This window comes from Victivallis vadensis, assembly GCF_003096415.1.
Classification (GTDB): Bacteria; Verrucomicrobiota; Lentisphaeria; order Victivallales; family Victivallaceae; genus Victivallis; species Victivallis vadensis.
In genome coordinates this window covers 1-15347 of sequence record NZ_QEKH01000008.1, presented here as the reverse complement: position 1 = coordinate 15347, position 15347 = coordinate 1, and the positions used below count along the sequence as shown (strand labels likewise).

Genomic DNA, 15347 nt, shown 5'->3' with positions numbered 1-15347 from the left:
GCCGGACAAACACGGACAGACACGGAGGCGTCGGCGCCTTGCCGGCCCCCGGGGGCAAAGTCCCGTCAGCGGGAGTCGACCTCGGGGGCGCGGTAGTCGGAGATACCGCCGTGCCGCACGAAACTCCGGTAGAGCGCCAGCCCCGCGAGCACCGACGCGAAGGCGGCGACCGAGGCGAGCAGATAGGTCAGCGTGTACCGGTGGTTCAGCAGGTCGAGCACTTTCCCGAGAACCATGATCAGCAGCACAGAAAAGAATGAGACCAGCAGTGCTCCCGCTGAGGCGAACTGGGCGAATTTGGCTTTCGGCAGCAGCCGCAAGCCGAGTGAGGCGGAGACGGTCAGATAGGTGCCGACCAGTACACTGTGGGCGGTGAAGAACCACGCGAAGCGGGCCTGATTGGTGATCAGCACCCCTGCCAGCAGTGTTTCGATGCAGTACAGGCCCATCACCGCGATGGTCAGCCGCAGCGGGTGGCAGCGGTCGGCGAGCACGCCGAGGAAATAGGCGAGGGCCAGTGAAACCAGATAGACGTAGGCGTTGTACTTGCCGTAATCGCCCATGTCCACGCCGAGATTTTTGGCGTGGAAGAGGCTGAAGGCGTTGACCGGCAGGATGGTGAGCCAGCAGAGCGTGTTGAAGGTGTAGTACCATAGATAGTGCGGGTTGCTGTAACATTCCTGAAAGTAGGTTTTGACGGCGTGGAGCGCACCGGGATGGCGGGTGTCCCGTTCCGGCTCCGGGTACTCCCCTTCGCGCACCTTGCAGCACATGACTGTGAAACCGAGGAAGTTGATCACGCCGAGCGAGAAGAACAGGATGGCGCTGTGCGATTCGGCGTGCCCGAAGAGCCAGTAGTTGAAGAGGATTCCGGCGGTCAGGCTGACCGCGCGGAAGAGTCCGTAGAACCGTCCGAGAAACTCCGGCGGCACCACGTCGTTGACCAGCGCGGAGAACATCACGCCGCTGATCACCGCCGCGAATTCAAACACCGTCCAGAAGAAGCCGAGAAAGACCAGGATGCAGCGGTCCGTTCCGAAACCGGTGAGAGCGTGCAGCCAGTTTCCCAGCTCGACGCTGACGCCCAATCCGAAAAGCGCTCCCGTCGCGACCGGCGTGGCGAAGAAAAGGTACGGAATCCGCCGCCCCCATCTGCTCCGGGTGCGGTCGGACCGGTAGCTGATGACCGGGCCGAGGATAAAGCCGAGCGCACCGGGCAGCGCGGTGATCATCACCGCATTCAGGAAGTCCGATGCGCCGTGCGTCTTGAACATCAGCTGCACGATCTGGAAGATCGACCGTTCCCGGAGCGACCACGCGAAATCTCCCGTCAGCAGCAGGAAGAACAGCGAGATCACGCCGGAGAGGGTGTAGACGAGCGTGCCGTTCCGCCAGACTTTCTGACTGCACGGATTGCGAAGCTCACGCAGGAAAACCGGCATTACTCCGCTCCGTTCCCCGGTTCCGCGACTTCGAGCCGGACGCCGCCTTTGCGGATCAGCTTCACCTTGCGGACCTTGCGGCCGTTGCGGACCGTGATCACATCATCGGCGATCCGAGCGGAGAAATCGGCGGTTCCGCCTTTCGGCGCGGCATACAGCACGGTTACGAACAGCGTGGATTTTGCGGGCACGGTGTTGCGCTGCGTGACCACTCCGGTCTTGCGCGGCGCGGTGGCCCGGTCGATCAGCCGCACGTCGGCGATTTCGTAGGTGAGTTCGCCGTCGCGGGGCTGCAGGGCGCGGATCTGGAGTTCACCGCGCCTGCCGCCGAACATCGCGCTCTTGCCGGAGGCCTTGCCCGGCAGCAGCGAATGATACCGGGTTTCAAAGGTCGAGGGACGGTCGGCGGCAAGCTCGTCGGCGATCACGAAGCAGTCGGGCTTCAGGAACAGGATGTGCCGCCGGAACCGGGTCAGGCCGCTTTCGGGGCGGTAGGCCGCGGTGGCGTCCCCGACCGTGTAGTCATAGGCGTCGTGCGATTCGGCGCGCAGGATCTCCGGCTTGAGCTTGTGCTTGTAGAAGTCGGTAGTGTCGAGCCACTGGCGGTCGTCGCCGCGCTGGCCGACGCCGTTGACCGTCAGGGTGTTCTCCTGGGAGGTCAGTTTGTAGCAGTAGTCGGAGTTGATCAGCATCAGCTCGCCCGCAGCGAACAGCGAGACCGCGCCGACATCGGGATGGACGTGGCCGTCGCCCTGCGCGGTGCTGAAATTCTTCAGCGCCTCGGTTCCGGCCGGAGTGCCGCAGCGGAAGATCATCACCGCCTCGTTGCCGTCCCAGCCGGAGCGCATCAGCACCTTGCCGACCTGCGGATAATAAGCGAAGGCCGGAAGCGGGGCGGAGGAGGGCTTCACGCCGGATTTCCGCGCCTGATGCAAGTAGAGCAGCGACAGGTACTCGTGGGCGCGGCAGAAGTTGTCGATCGCGTCGACCTTGTCCGCGAAGGCGAGGTAGTCGCCGCGCCTGTACTCCGCCGCCAGCTTCCGGGCGGGACCGGTCGGGATGAAGAAGTCGCGCTGCCGGGTATCGCCGAAGGAGATCAGCGAATGGTCCAGCCGCTGCCGGCCGCCGGGCATCTTCTGGATGACCCAGTGTTTCCGCGGGATGGAGGACTGGATGCGGAAATCCATGGTTTTCGCCAGCCAGCCGCAGTCGCGGTAGCAGTCGTCTCCGAATTCGGCGCGCACCAGATCGGCGTAGATCAGCAGATGGCCCAGCGTATACTGGGAGTAGCCGATTCCCTCGTAGTCGCCGCCGTCCGCCGGCTGGTTGGCGAGGAAGTTTTTCATCCAGCCCCGCGCCGCGTCGGCCCAGACTGCGGTTTCGGGCAGGTCGCCATGGAATGCGACGGCGGCGGCCATCAGCCCGGTACAGGTCACGCAGCCGTGATTGTTCATCGCCTGATTGGCCCAGGTCCACCGCTTGTAGAGGATGCGCCGCGCGAAATCCCCGGCCCGGAAGCGGACCACTTCACGCATCCGGGTTTTCAGTTCCGGCGCCAGCTCGTCGTACATCCAGTCGTAGGCGAGCGCCAGTCCGAGCAGCAGATGGCCGGTCACCAGGTCGCTGTTGGTCCAGTAAGGGCGGTCGCCGTCCCAGATGCGGTAGTCCACGATCCGGTCGATGTATTCCGAAGCGGTTTTCACATAACGTTTGTCGCCGGTCGCGCCGTAAAGGATCGCCAGCATCGCCAGACGGTTGCCGTCCTCGCGCTTGATCTCTCCGACTTTCTCCTCTTTCGGAACGCCTCCGGCGATTTCGGCTTCATACCGGGTCACGTAACGGGCGAGCAGCGCGGCCATCGCCGGGTCCTGTTTGACGGCGGAACGCAGTTCCGCCTGATCCTGTGCGGAAGCCAGCAGCCGGGGACGGGCTGCGGAGCGGAACGTCGCCGGGGTGCGCCCCAGCCGCTTCGCGTTTTCCGCCAGCGCCTCCGGGCTGCGGGAAACCGCCTTGAGCACGTCGTTGAAGTCGAACAATACGTCGTAACAGGCGATATCGCGCACCTCCAGCGGCAGCTTGCCGCCGATGCGGACGGTTCCGGCCGGAGCGCCGAGCCGGGCCTTGCCCTCGCCGGCGAACTGGCCGTCGAAATGGAACTGCACCTTGTCGGGGGAGTAGCCGACCGACAGCAGCGTCCAATGGCCGTCGGGCGCTTCGCCCCGTCCGTTCAGCCGTCCGTCCGCCGTTTCCGCGCCGGGAATGCCGGTCAGCCAGACCGGCCGCCGGGCTTCCCGGCCGGTAGTCAGCATCATTTTGCCGAACGGAAACTTCAGCAGCGGGCCTCCGCCGCCCGCCGAGGTGCGCACCCGCACCGACAGCGTGCCGGAGGGCGGCAGCAGCGCCGCATCCATCACGAGTGTTTCACCGGGGGCAAGACGCAGCACGCCGCCGGATTGCGCCTGCGCAACCGTCCTGCGGCCGCCGTCTGCGGTTTCGATCCACAGTTGCGGCGAGGTGACTTCGGCGGAGAAATCAAATTCCGTTTTCGGCACGAGCGGCTTGGAAGCCGTGTCGCGGACCTCCGGCAATGCGGCGGCGGCAGTGAGTGCCGCTCCGGCCGCGAACATCATCATCAGTTTTTTCATGACATAAGTTCCTTTCAAAATCAGCGGAGGTCCCAGTAGTTTTCCATCACGGAGTTCCAGGCGGCGAAGGGGAAGCTGTTCGCGCCGTAGACCGAACCCAGATTCGGCATCGGGGTTCCGGGCGACATCGCCATCTGCATGCGTTCGCCGGTCACATGGCCATCCACCCAGAGTACATTCACATTGCCGCCGTGACGGCCCATCGGCCGTCCGCCCCAGGTCTGTTCCATATCTTCCACGGTGAAATATCCTCCGCTGAGTTCCGCGGCGGCGGTGGAGCCGGTGTCGACCATGCAGATGGTTTTGGTGGGCTGTTTCACCTTGCCGGTCTTGGCCGGAGCGCCCAGGGCAAGGCCCGCAATGGGAGTGCCGCCGTTGCGTTCCGAACTGCCGAGGTTGCGGTAGTTGTAGCCGTAATCGACATAGGCGTATCGGCTGTAGTTCGGATAAGTCATCACCGCAGTCGGGTTGGAGGCCATCAGCTCCCGCCGTTCGGGCCGGTTGTCGCCGGCGGCTTCCGGGCAGAGTACGTGCTTGATGTTCGGCAGATATCCGGCCTGTCCGAACAGGCTGATCCAGCGCCAATTGGTGCTGTCATAAATGTGGGGAACGAAAAAATCGTCGTTGTCGGAGTTGTAGAACGAGCTCATCGTGCCGAGCTGTTTGAGGTTGTTGGAGCAGGTGGACTGTCGCGCGACCATCCGGGCCTTGTTCAGCGCCGGCAACAGCATCGCCGCCAGAATCGCGATAATCGCGATTACGACCAGCAATTCAATCAAGGTAAACTGTTTGGAAAGCCCTGTCGATTTCGGTGATGCGATTTGATGTTCCATTTTGGTTCCTCCGGTATATTTTCCTGCTGTGCTATAAATTATACTTGAAAAAAATGATAAAAACAATAGTAAAATACTCATGGTTTTGACAATTTTCTCAGATATGCTATAGCAAAGCAACTCAGGGAGGCATTTTTCGATGATGAATCCGCAGATTACGGTGGAGGCGGACGGTGAGAGCTGGTTTCTGGAACTGGAACCCAACCGGCTGCACCATTCGCGTTTCACGCAGGAGCACCATTTCCCGCTGCATACGCATCCTGCCTACCACCTGATTCTGGTGGACCGGCGCGGCTGTACGCTGCATATTCCGCAGTTGACGCCGGTGGAGTGCCCGGTCCGTTCGCTGCTGCTGCTGAATCCGGAGGTGCCGCACCGGTTCACCTTCGGCGCGCGGGATTGTGAGCACAGCTCGTTCATCTGGCGGTTCCGCAGCCGTGACGGGCGGTATTGGCTCAAGCCGCTGCAACTGTTGGACGGCCGGCGGGAGGAGCCGCCGCGCCCCTATCTGCTGAAGGTGCTGTCGCCGGTTCAGGCGTCGGCTTATATGCGGATGCACCGCGAAGCGGAGAGTTATCTGCATGCGCGCAGCGGATTCGTGACTTCACTGAAGCTGTTCCGGCTCTGGACGCTCGGGATGGAACTGCTGTCGGAGGATTACTGGATGCATGAGGTGATCTCCTCGGATTCCGGCGATTTCCTGATCGAACGGATCTACCGGCTGATCGAGGACAATTTCTGTTACCCGTGGCTGAGCGTCTCCTATCTGGCTGACGAATTGGGCAAGAACGCCAACTATCTGAATACCGTCTTTTCCGCCCGGGAGGGAATCGGCATCGGTCAGGCGATCCGCAACCGGCGTCTGGAACAGGCCAAAGTGATGCTCGAAAGCACCAGCTGGCGGATCAGGGAGATCAGCGAACAGTGCGGCTTCACCCGCCAGAACTATTTCACGCAGGCGTTCCGCCGCAGCACCGGCCTCACGCCGCTGGAGTACCGCCGCCGGACCGGCGCCCGTCCTGAAGCTGCCCGATAGAAGATAGCGGGGATTTCGATCCTGCCGGCGCAGAATCCCCTTATCCGTCGCGGGCTTCGCGTTCGGCGGCGCGCCAGAGGCGGATCGCTTCAAGGAAGAGGGGGACAACGGTGGCGGCCTTTACCGGACCGATTCCGTTGATTTCCATCGCTTCCTGCACGGTCAGCGGCTGGCGTTCCGCGAATTCGGCCAGCGCTGCGTTGGAGAGCACCTGAAAGGCCGGGACGCCGCGCTGTTCAGCCAGCCGGGCACGGACTGCTTTCAAAGCGTCGTAGAGCGCGTGATGCTCCATTCGGGCGACTCTGGTTTCGGTGCGGCGGATGGCGCTTGTATCCGGACTTTCGCGGCGGCGGCGTCCCCGGATCGGTTCCTCCGGCACGTCGAGTTCGGCCCGGGCGTGGCCGGCCAACACCTCCATGCCGTGCGGGGCCAGTTCCAGACAGGGGTAGTCGCCGCGCTCGATCCGGCCGATGCAGCGGCAGCCTTCAAGGGATTTGATGTATTTCATCACCTGATTCTGGCGCAGCTGCGAGAGTGCGCCGAACCAGCGGCTGTGGTGCAGGTTGCGGTTCACCAGCTCCGCGCTTCTGGCTCCGGCCAGAATCTGGCTGATCTTGCCTGCGCCGAATCTTCCGTCGAAGTCGCCGATACAGCCGAGGATCACCTGAATGATCTCCTGCTCGCCTGCCGATGGGGCGCGCCTGACCGCGAGGCCGGTTTCGCGGCAGTTGTCGCAGCTGCCGCAGCTCCAGCCGTCGGTGGATTCGCCGAAGTAGGAGATCAGGCAGGCCTGGCGGCATTTGCGGGCGGTTGCGTAGCTGATCACTTCGCCGAGGCGGTTCAGCTCGAACTCCCGTTTGCGGTTCATCGCCTCGTAGTCCAGCTCGACTTCGGCCAGCTCCGGGTGGAGCAGTTCGGTGCTGCGGCCGGAGAACGGAATGTTCCACGACAGGCACTCTCCGTTCAATGCGTTCAGTACCCGGCGGGTCTGCTCCGGGTTCAGTCCGGCGACGTTTGCAAGCTCCTCGACCGTGTAGTTGCCCGGCTGCCGGAGTTGCGCGCCGTAGTGTTTCACTACCCGGCTGACGAAGCGGGAACGCTGGGTGTTTTCCAGCTGGTTCAGCAGCCGCAGTTCTTCGAGATCGCCGGTGAACTGCATCACTCCCCGGCTGCTCTGACGGTAGCCGCGCGCGATCATGCCGGCCTTTTCGAGAATGCCCATCGCTGCGGAGAGCTGGTTTTCGGATTTCGCGTCTTCGACGCCGGGAAGCAGTTCGCCGAGGGTGACTTCGATCACGCGCGACTTGCGTTCGACGGCGGTGCGGCGCAGCTCGCGGTAGAGCTGCTGGACCACCTCCGGCGGCGGATTGCTCAGGTCGATCAGGAACTCCTGCACATAGCGGTCGCGGTAGGCGTAGAGCAGAATGCAGTCGGCGGCTTCGCCGTCGCGCCCGGCGCGCCCGGCCTCCTGATAGTAGGCTTCGAGCGAACCGGGCAAATTGAAGTGGATCACCTGCCGCACGTCGGGGCGGTCGATGCCCATGCCGAAGGCGTTGGTCGCGGCCAGCACCGGACAGGGATCGTTCATGAACCGGTCTTGCGCCTCGGTGCGGTCGGCGTCGGGCATGCCGGCGTGGTAGCCGGTCACGCCGAATTCCTCGACCAGCTGTTCGACTCCCTTGCGGGTGGAAGCGTAGATGATGGTCGGGCATTTGCGCGCGAGCAGCTTGCGGATCGCCGCGAACTTGCTCGCGTCCGACGAACAGTTGACCACCTGAAACGACAGGTTGGGCCGCTTGAAGCCCGCCACGCACAGCTCCATGCCGGGGCGGTGCAGCTGGGTGCGGATGTCCTCGCGGACGTGCGGCGTCGCGGTTGCGGTGAAAGCGCACACCTGCGGAATGTTGAACTGGTCGATCACTTCGCCGAGCCGCCAGTAGGAGGGGCGGAAATCGTGTCCCCACTGGCTGATGCAGTGCGCTTCGTCGATCACCATCGTGGACGGCGGAGTGTGTAAAATGAAGTTGCGGAAGAAATCGGTCTGAAACCGTTCCGGCGCCACATAGAGCAGCTTGAGCTCCCCGGCGGCGGCGCGGTCGACGATCCGGCACTGTTCGCCGAAGGAGACGGTGCTGTTGATGAAAGCCGCCGGAATCTGTTTTTCGATCAGCGCGTCCACCTGGTCCTTCATCAGCGAAATCAGCGGCGACACCACGATGCCGTAACCGGGGCGCAGCAGCAATGGCAGCTGGTAGCAGAGCGATTTGCCTGCGCCGGTCGGCATGATCACGCAGAGGTCGCGGCCGGAGAGCATGGCCGACACGATCTCCTCCTGATGGTCGAGGAATCCTTCGAAACCGAAATACTGTTTCAGCGCCTCCCGGGCGCCATATTTTTCGGTTGTTTGCATTGTTCTACCTTTTCATCGGTGTATTGTAACGGATTGACCGCCTGATCTGCCTCTCGTCGTTCCAGAACGCGGTGAGGTCGGCCGACAGCCGTTTCAGGTCGACGGTGCCGAGCGCCGCCTTTTGCGCCGTCTCGGGGTTCCGGGTCTTGCTGAAAGTGAGATAATACCGGGACATGATGCCGGCGTACTCCTTTTGGCCGTTGGCCGGAGCACCCTTGAGCAGATAGTAGACCAGAGCGTTGGCGAGCAGGTAGTTGCGGTCCCGGGTTTCCCGATTGTAAAACTGTTCGCGGTTCATCCGGATCAGTTCATCGAGGTCGTACTTTTTTTTGAAGGCGAAGAGCCGCGCGAGGCGGCGTTTCAATGGATCGGGCAGGCCGACCAAGCTGGTGGCCCCCCGGAATTCGATCCCTTCGAAAAATTCGGCGCACCCCTCGTTGAACCAGAGCGGGAAGTGCAGTTCGCCGGAGGCGTAGTGGAGATACTGGTGGAACCCCTCGTGGAATGCGATCTTCGCGATCGCTTCGCGCTGTCTCTCTTCCGAAGCGTCCCAGCTCAGCGGCGAAATCACCAGTTCCCGGCGAGCCGGCTGCCAGACGCCGCCGGTCCACTCCATTTCGCCGCCGACGTAACGGGTGTATTCGTCGCGGTCGTTGAAGATGCGGACCACGCTGACTTCGTTGATTCTGACCTGCGGCGGAAACCAGCTCATAAAGCAGTTGCGGGCGCGTTCGATTTCGCGGCGCAGCCGCTCCATGCCGCGCCGGTCGGTCTGGTTGGAGACGAAAATATAGTTCGGGCTCTCCAGATACCACCAGCCGGAGAGGTTGCGGATATTGCGGATCACCCGTTCCCGGCTGGCCTGCATCGTTTCGGAGCCGGCGGCTGTATTCCGGTTCAGCCTCCGCACCGTCGCGGAAGCGTCGGGACGGAAAAATTCCACCGAATCGGCCAATTGCCCGGCCGCCTTGCGGAACTGCCCGGCGTCGCGCGCCGCGGCGGAGGTGACCAGCAGCAGGAATTTGCGGTTCTCCTCGCGGCTGGGCCAGATCAGGAACGCGGCGGTGTTCTGGGCGTCTTTCCCGGAAAACACCACTTCGCGGACGGTTCTCCCGAGCGGCGAGCTGTCAAGCTCCTTCAGGGAAACCGCTTCCATGCCGGTGAAGCGCCCGGCCCAGCCGAGCAGCGCCGCCTCATCCCATTTGCCCGGAGGCTGCGCCGTGTTGAAAAGCCGGGTCGCTTCGTCCTCGGAAACCGCCTTTTCATCGGGCGGCGGCTGGGTGATTGCGGCAAGCAGCACGGTTCCGGCATCGCCGCTCCAGACACCGGCGGTTTCCCGGTGCCGCCACAGTTCGACGGCGCTGAACAGCTTCGCCTGGTCCGCCCGGCGGGTCCAGCGGACGGCCGGGAGCGGCAGCGGGGCAGGGGTGAAGTCCCGGAAAATCCGCAGCTTTATTCCCACGCCCGGCAGCGTTTCCGTCGGACCGGGACGCAATTGCGCCGGAGCCGCGAACAGTGCGGAGCTTAAAAGAGCCGCCGCCAGCAGGAGGTGCTTTTTCATCTTGCCTTTCCGAATTGTTCAGGAAAAAGACACCTCCGGTTGCGACAATGCCCCCGCAGGTGTCGGATTTTCCGGAGGGACAGCGTTACCGGTCAACGCGCGCGCCGGCTCCCTTCATCAGCTTTTTCACCTCATCCAGCGTTGCCATCGAGGTGTCGCCGGGGGTGGTCATCGCCAGCGCGCCGTGAGCCGCGCCGTAGTTGACCGCCTGCTCGACGTCGCCGGTGGTCATCAGTCCGTAGATCAGGCCGGAGGCGAAGCTGTCGCCGCCGCCGACGCGGTCGAAGATTTCGAGGTTCGGGCGGTGGACCGCCTCGGCGAACTTGCCGTCCTTCCACGCGATCGCGCCCCAGTCGTTGACCGTCGCGGTCTTGACCGCGCGCAGCGTGGTCGCGACCACCTGGAAATTCGGATAGGTCTTGACCGCTTCCTCGATCATCGCGCGGAAGCTGGCGGTATCGAGCTTGGAGAGATTCGCATCGACGCCTTTGACCTCCAGCCCGAGGCAGGCGGTGAAGTCCTCCTCATTGCCGATCATCACGTCGACATATTTCGCGAGTTCGCGGTTCACTTCGCGGGCCCGCTCCACGCCGCCGATGCTTTTCCACAGGCTCGGACGGTAGTTCAGGTCGTAGCTGGTGACGGTGCCGTACTTCTTGGCGGTCTTGAGCGCCTCAATCACCACATCGGGGGTGGTGTCGGAGAGCGCCGCGAAGATGCCGCCGGTATGGAAATGGCGCACTCCCTGTTTGCCGAAGATCTCCTCCCAGTCGATATCGCCGGCCTTGAGCTGGCTCACGGCGGTGTTGCCGCGGTCGGAGCAGCTCTTGGCGCCCCGGATGCCGAAGCCGCGCTCGACGAAGTTGAGTCCGTTGCGGACGGTACGGCCGATGCCGTCGTAGGGGACCCACTTCACATAGGAGGTGTCCACGCCGCCCTGCAGAATGAAGTCTTCGACCAGACGGCCGACCGCGTTGTCCGCAAAGGCGGTGACCACCGCGGTACGCAGCCCGAAGCAGCGGCGCAGGCCGCGCGCGACGTTGTACTCGCCGCCGCCTTCCCATACGTCGAAAGTGCGGGTGGTGTGGATCCGGCCGCAGCCGGGATCGAGGCGGAGCATGATTTCGCCGAGGCTCACTTCGTCGAAACGGCACGATTCAGCGGATTTGTATTGCAGCATTGTTTACTTCCCTTCCTTGAGCGCGACCGCCTGTTTGACGGTTTCGCGGATTTTGTCCCAGTTGCCCGCAGCGATATCGTCGGCCTTGCCGAGCCAGGTGCCGCCGACTGCGACGACTTCCTTGATCGCGAGATATTCCTGCACATTGGCGGTGGTCACGCCTCCGGTCGGCATGAAACGCACGCCGAGGTGTTTATAGGGGGCGATGATCGACTTGAGCATCTTGGTGCCGCCCGCGGCTTCCGCCGGGAAGAATTTCAGGAACCTGCAGCCGAGGTCCATCGCCTGTTCGACTTCGGAGGGGGTGCAGACGCCGGGAGCGAACGCGAAATCGCTGTCGACCGCCGTCCGGACGGTTTTCGGATTGAAACCGGGGGCAACCGCGAATTTCGCACCCGCGTCGAAGGCGCGCTTGAGGTCGCAGGTGTTCAGGATGGTGCCCGCTCCGAGGTAGAGGCCCGGAAATTCTTTGGCCGCCGCGCGGATGATCGACTCCGCCGCCTGGGTGCGGAAGGTGATTTCCGCGGCGGGCAGGCCGCATTCCGCGAGGATTTCGCACATCTTGAGGCCGCTGGTCAGGTCGTTGAGCACCAGGACCGGAACGATCCGGATTTTGCCCAGTTCGGTGACCACCTGTTCGGTTTTCAACGTAAAACTCATCTGTCACTCCTGTTGGTTCGTTGTGAGTAATCGTCCTTGCTATAGTATACGGTCAAAACGGCGAATATGCAAGTTTTTTCCGGCAGTGGAATGAAAAGGTTTCTTGAAATCTCGGCGTTCTGCCGTTTGCATTCCCGGTGAAGAGAGCTATACTTAAAAGCAAGGCAATATACGCGAAACAGAGGAGGGATTTGCGATGAATAACGGAATTCTCGGAAAGTGGATCGCCGCGCCGGAAACGGATCGCGGCTTCGGTTCGGAACGCTGCGACAGTGCGCCGCATTTCCGGCGGGAGTTTGAATATGAAGAAAAATTCGAACACGGCCGGGTATCGATCAGCGGGCTGGGATTCTACGAGCTGTACCTGAACGGCCGCAAGGTCGGGGACCGCGTCCTCGATCCGGCGGTCAGCGACTATCTGAAGCATGTGCGTTTCGTGACGCTCGACATCACCGATTACCTGCGTCCCGGCCGCAACACCGTCGGCGTGATCCTCGGCAACGGCTGGTACAATCCCAATACGGCGGAGGTGTGGAATTTCCTGACGGCGCCGTGGCGCGACTGTCCGAAGTTCGCGCTGAAGTTGGAAATCGACGGCAGGACCGTGCTCGAATCCGATGAGACCTGGCGGGTCGGCAAGGGGCCGATCGTTTTCAATGCGCTGCGCAACGGTGAATTCTACGACGCCCGGCTCGAAGTGCCCGGCTGGACCGGCGACCGTTTCGACGATTCGGCGTGGCCGCACGCGGTCAGGATCGCGCCGCCCGGCGGTGAGCCGGTCGAGCAAAAGCAGCCGCCGTGCCGGGTGCTCGGCACCTTCCCGGCGGTTCCGACCGGGAAGTTCGATGTGTACGACACGAAGCAGAACATGGCCGGCTGGGCCCGGATCACCGTCGAGGGCGAGGCCGGGGCGGAGGTCACGCTGCGCTATGCGGAACGGCTGACGCCGGAGGGGGACCTCTCCGCCGAATCTCAGGATGTATTCGTCAAATCCGGCGAATTCCAGACCGACAGATACATCCTCAAGGGCGGCGGCGTCGAAATCTGGGAGCCGCGTTTCACCTACCACGGTTTCCAGTTCATCAAAGCGACCGTCTCCGGCAACGCCGCGATCAGAAAGATCGAGGCGCGCATGGTCGGGACCGCGTTCGATTCGGTCGGCAGAATCACGATGTCCGAACCCGACCTGAACCGGCTTCAGGCGATGACCCGCTGGGCCTACCGCTCGAACTATGTCGGCATTCCGACCGACTGCCCGCACCGCGAGAAGAACGGCTGGACCGGCGATGCGATGCTGGCCGCCGAAACCGGTCTTTTCAACTTCGATCCGGCGGCGAGCTATCTGGAGTGGCTGCAGATTCTGGCGGACAATCAGCGTCCGAGCGGCCAGCTCTCCGGCATCGCTCCTTCCGGCGGCTGGGGGTTCAACTGGGGCAGCGGCCCGGCGTGGGACAGCGTGCTGCTGTCGATGCCCGCGGACATCTATCTGCACACCGGCGACGACACCGCGATCCGGTGCTTCTACGACGCGATGAAGCGCTATCTGGATTACTGTGAATCGATGGCGACGGATCATATCGTCTTTTTCGGACTCGGCGACTGGTGCCACCCTGACCGCGAGAAGATGTGTCCGGTCGAAATCACCTCCACCGGTTACTATTACATGGATGCGCAGCTGCTTTCGGAGTTCGCCCGGATCCTCGGCAGGCCGGAGGACGAAAAGAGGTACGGCATGCTCGCCGAAGCGATCAAGAAGGCGTTCAACGCCCGCTTCCTCCGCAAAAACGGCCGTTACGGGACCGGCAGCGGCATCGGCGAATTCACCGCCACCGGCTGCGCGCTCTATCATGACCTGGTGCCGGGCGAATACAAACAGCCGGCGGTGGAGTTCCTCGCCGAACACGCCCGCAGGATCAACTGCGCGTGCGACTTCGGCATTCTCGGCGCGAAGTACATCCCCCGTGTGCTGGCCGAATACGGCCATGCGGAGCTGGCGCTGAAGTTCTTCACCCGTCACGAATTTCCGGGCTGGGCGTACTGGATCGACCTCGGTATGACCACCCTCGGCGAGAACTGGACAGGAAACAATTCGCGGAACCATATCATGTTCGGCGACCTCAGCGCGTGGTTCTACCGCTATCTCGGCGGTTTCCGACATGAGTGGGAGCGGCCGGGATACCGTCATCTGCGGGTGCGCCCGTTCCCGGTGATCGCCTCCTGCATCGCCGAATACCGCGGTTATGTTTCGGATTGGAAGGTGGAGGACGGCGAATTCGTGATCCAGCTCTCCGTCCCCTCCGGCTGCACCGCGACTCTCGCGATGCCGGACGGTTCGGTCTTCGAACTCGAATCCGGGCGCTATCAGCGCAGCTGCCGCCTGCCGTAAACCGGGATTCCGCACCCGGCAGCGCGAAGCGCCCGACCGGGTGCGGAATTTCGAATATTCTGTCCGGGTTGATTTTTCCGCTGGAAAATATGAAAAAACGTCAATACAGTCCCAGGCTTGCAGTCGTTTATTATTTCCGTGCTTCCACCCGGTGCGCTTTCAGCCCGTTTGTTGTCCAGCGGAATACGCTGTATGTGGAAATCTTAGTCGGCGGGGCTGTCTGTTATGAAGGAAATACATATCGGCGCGGTACTGTATTCTGTCATGCCGCCGGGGATATGACGCTTCACGATTTTCCGAAAAATCAACCTTACCGGGTTCTTCTGCTGCTGTTTGAGAACTATGACCGCAAGAAGTGGAATCTTCCTCATATCGGACAGTGGCGCCACCTTGCTTCACTGGATTCGTTTGTTCATGACGCTCTGGAGGATTTTCATCTTAAAACAGACCCGGAACTGCTGGCGGAATATCTGTTTACTTCGCTGCGCCAGAATCTGCTTGTTGTCCCGGATATAACAGTGGATCGCAGAGCGGAGCTGGCCAGAGAGATATTTGTTGTAAGGGATAAGCTCGAACATCTGGATGAAGATATCAACTGGCAAGAATTTTCGCTGGTCCGCGCCGGATACAGCCCCGTTTACCTCAGAACGTTCTTCAAGGAGCAGTTCAATATCCCGCCTTACCAATATCGGCTCCGTTACCGGATACAGACCGCATGCAAGTTGCTGGTTGAAAGCACATTGAGTATCCGGGAGATCTCGGAGAAAACCCGTTTCAGGAATCTGGAAACGTTTTATCGCGCTTTTAAGAAACAGACCGGCACAACTCCCGCGCAATACCGCCGGAAGAATTCTTCCCATCAGTGAAGCCCCCTCCGGGCACAGCCGGCCCGATTGCGGAAAATGAATTGACTTTTTTTAATATTTTTAAAGACACTTATTTGTTTTTGTCAATTTAAAAAAAAGAAATTTGCAGTATAATTAAAATAAAAAAAATGGACGGCAACTGCGGCATAACCGGGAAAGTTATGGGAAAGGAGAGAAACAGTGGACTTTCTCGAAATTTATGATTTCCATTACGATTGATTCAATAATAAGAATTCAAGTTTTCCTGTTTTTTTGAACTGCTCCCGCGAATCGAGAGAAGTTCCTGAATTTATTGTGCCGACCTTGATTGAAAAAAACACGAATTTTT

The 15347-nt window shown here is 61.5% G+C and carries 10 protein-coding genes; 3 read left to right on the top strand and 7 right to left on the bottom strand.

The window, feature by feature from the left end; genetic code table 11:
* Nucleotides 1-65 precede the first annotated feature (65 nt).
* From C8D82_RS06090 to C8D82_RS21100, 3 genes are read right to left on the bottom strand one after another with little or no spacing between them, the layout of a single operon-like run.
* Nucleotides 66-1442: an MFS transporter gene (locus C8D82_RS06090; RefSeq protein WP_116883391.1), complete on the bottom strand. Its 1377-nt coding sequence runs from the start codon at nucleotides 1440-1442 to the stop codon at nucleotides 66-68.
* A complete protein-coding gene (locus C8D82_RS06085; protein WP_116883390.1) occupies nucleotides 1442-4087 on the bottom strand; it encodes a DUF4962 domain-containing protein in 2646 nt (881 codons plus the stop codon). The genes C8D82_RS06090 and C8D82_RS06085 overlap by 1 nt, the downstream gene beginning before the upstream one ends.
* Before the next feature lie 20 nt (nucleotides 4088-4107).
* Nucleotides 4108-4920: a prepilin-type N-terminal cleavage/methylation domain-containing protein gene (locus tag C8D82_RS21100; RefSeq protein WP_147836768.1), complete on the bottom strand. Its 813-nt coding sequence runs from the start codon at nucleotides 4918-4920 to the stop codon at nucleotides 4108-4110.
* A gap of 139 nt (nucleotides 4921-5059) precedes the next feature.
* Between C8D82_RS21100 and C8D82_RS06075 the strand changes: the two genes are divergently transcribed.
* The gene (locus C8D82_RS06075) at nucleotides 5060-5956 is read left to right on the top strand and encodes a helix-turn-helix transcriptional regulator (protein ID WP_116883389.1); all 897 of its coding nucleotides are present in this window, start codon (nucleotides 5060-5062) and stop codon (nucleotides 5954-5956) included.
* 40 nt (nucleotides 5957-5996) lie between these two features.
* Here C8D82_RS06075 and C8D82_RS06070 read toward each other — a convergent pair whose 3' ends face one another.
* The 4 genes from C8D82_RS06070 to eda form a co-directional block, all read right to left on the bottom strand.
* Nucleotides 5997-8366 carry a RecQ family ATP-dependent DNA helicase gene (locus C8D82_RS06070; protein WP_116883388.1) on the bottom strand — a complete coding sequence of 790 codons (2370 nt, stop codon included), beginning with the start codon at nucleotides 8364-8366 and terminating at the stop codon, nucleotides 5997-5999.
* 4 nt (nucleotides 8367-8370) lie between these two features.
* Nucleotides 8371-9927 carry a DUF1570 domain-containing protein gene (locus C8D82_RS06065; protein ID WP_116883387.1) on the bottom strand — a complete coding sequence of 519 codons (1557 nt, stop codon included), beginning with the start codon at nucleotides 9925-9927 and terminating at the stop codon, nucleotides 8371-8373.
* An 85-nt stretch (nucleotides 9928-10012) separates the two neighbouring features.
* Nucleotides 10013-11107: a sugar kinase gene (locus C8D82_RS06060; RefSeq protein ID WP_116883386.1), complete on the bottom strand. Its 1095-nt coding sequence runs from the start codon at nucleotides 11105-11107 to the stop codon at nucleotides 10013-10015.
* Nucleotides 11108-11110: 3 nt separating this feature from the next.
* Nucleotides 11111-11767: a bifunctional 4-hydroxy-2-oxoglutarate aldolase/2-dehydro-3-deoxy-phosphogluconate aldolase gene (gene eda / locus C8D82_RS06055; RefSeq protein WP_116883385.1), complete on the bottom strand. Its 657-nt coding sequence runs from the start codon at nucleotides 11765-11767 to the stop codon at nucleotides 11111-11113.
* Nucleotides 11768-11963: 196 nt separating this feature from the next.
* On the opposite strand from eda, the gene C8D82_RS06050 reads away from it, so the two are divergent.
* The gene (locus C8D82_RS06050; protein WP_116883384.1) at nucleotides 11964-14153 is read left to right on the top strand and encodes an alpha-L-rhamnosidase; all 2190 of its coding nucleotides are present in this window, start codon (nucleotides 11964-11966) and stop codon (nucleotides 14151-14153) included.
* 89 nt (nucleotides 14154-14242) lie between these two features.
* Entirely contained in the window at nucleotides 14243-15019 is a 777-nt protein-coding gene (locus C8D82_RS06045; protein ID WP_133245083.1) for a helix-turn-helix domain-containing protein, read from the top strand.
* The last annotated feature ends 328 nt before the right edge of the window (nucleotides 15020-15347 follow it).

What these genes read in the sequence shown, in the direction of transcription:
- C8D82_RS06090 (WP_116883391.1), bottom strand. Translation starts at nt 1,442, where the DNA reads ATGCCGGTTTTCCTGCGTGAGCTTCGCAATCCGTGCAGTCAGAAAGTC.
- C8D82_RS06045 (WP_133245083.1), top strand. Translation starts at nt 14,243, where the DNA reads ATGAAAAAACGTCAATACAGTCCCAGGCTTGCAGTCGTTTATTATTTC.
- C8D82_RS06070 (WP_116883388.1), bottom strand. Translation starts at nt 8,366, where the DNA reads ATGCAAACAACCGAAAAATATGGCGCCCGGGAGGCGCTGAAACAGTAT.
- C8D82_RS06085 (WP_116883390.1), bottom strand. Translation starts at nt 4,087, where the DNA reads ATGAAAAAACTGATGATGATGTTCGCGGCCGGAGCGGCACTCACTGCC.
- C8D82_RS06060 (WP_116883386.1), bottom strand. Translation starts at nt 11,107, where the DNA reads ATGCTGCAATACAAATCCGCTGAATCGTGCCGTTTCGACGAAGTGAGC.
- C8D82_RS06050 (WP_116883384.1), top strand. Translation starts at nt 11,964, where the DNA reads ATGAATAACGGAATTCTCGGAAAGTGGATCGCCGCGCCGGAAACGGAT.
- C8D82_RS06075 (WP_116883389.1), top strand. Translation starts at nt 5,060, where the DNA reads ATGATGAATCCGCAGATTACGGTGGAGGCGGACGGTGAGAGCTGGTTT.
- C8D82_RS21100 (WP_147836768.1), bottom strand. Translation starts at nt 4,920, where the DNA reads ATGGAACATCAAATCGCATCACCGAAATCGACAGGGCTTTCCAAACAG.
- eda (WP_116883385.1), bottom strand. Translation starts at nt 11,767, where the DNA reads ATGAGTTTTACGTTGAAAACCGAACAGGTGGTCACCGAACTGGGCAAA.
- C8D82_RS06065 (WP_116883387.1), bottom strand. Translation starts at nt 9,927, where the DNA reads ATGAAAAAGCACCTCCTGCTGGCGGCGGCTCTTTTAAGCTCCGCACTG.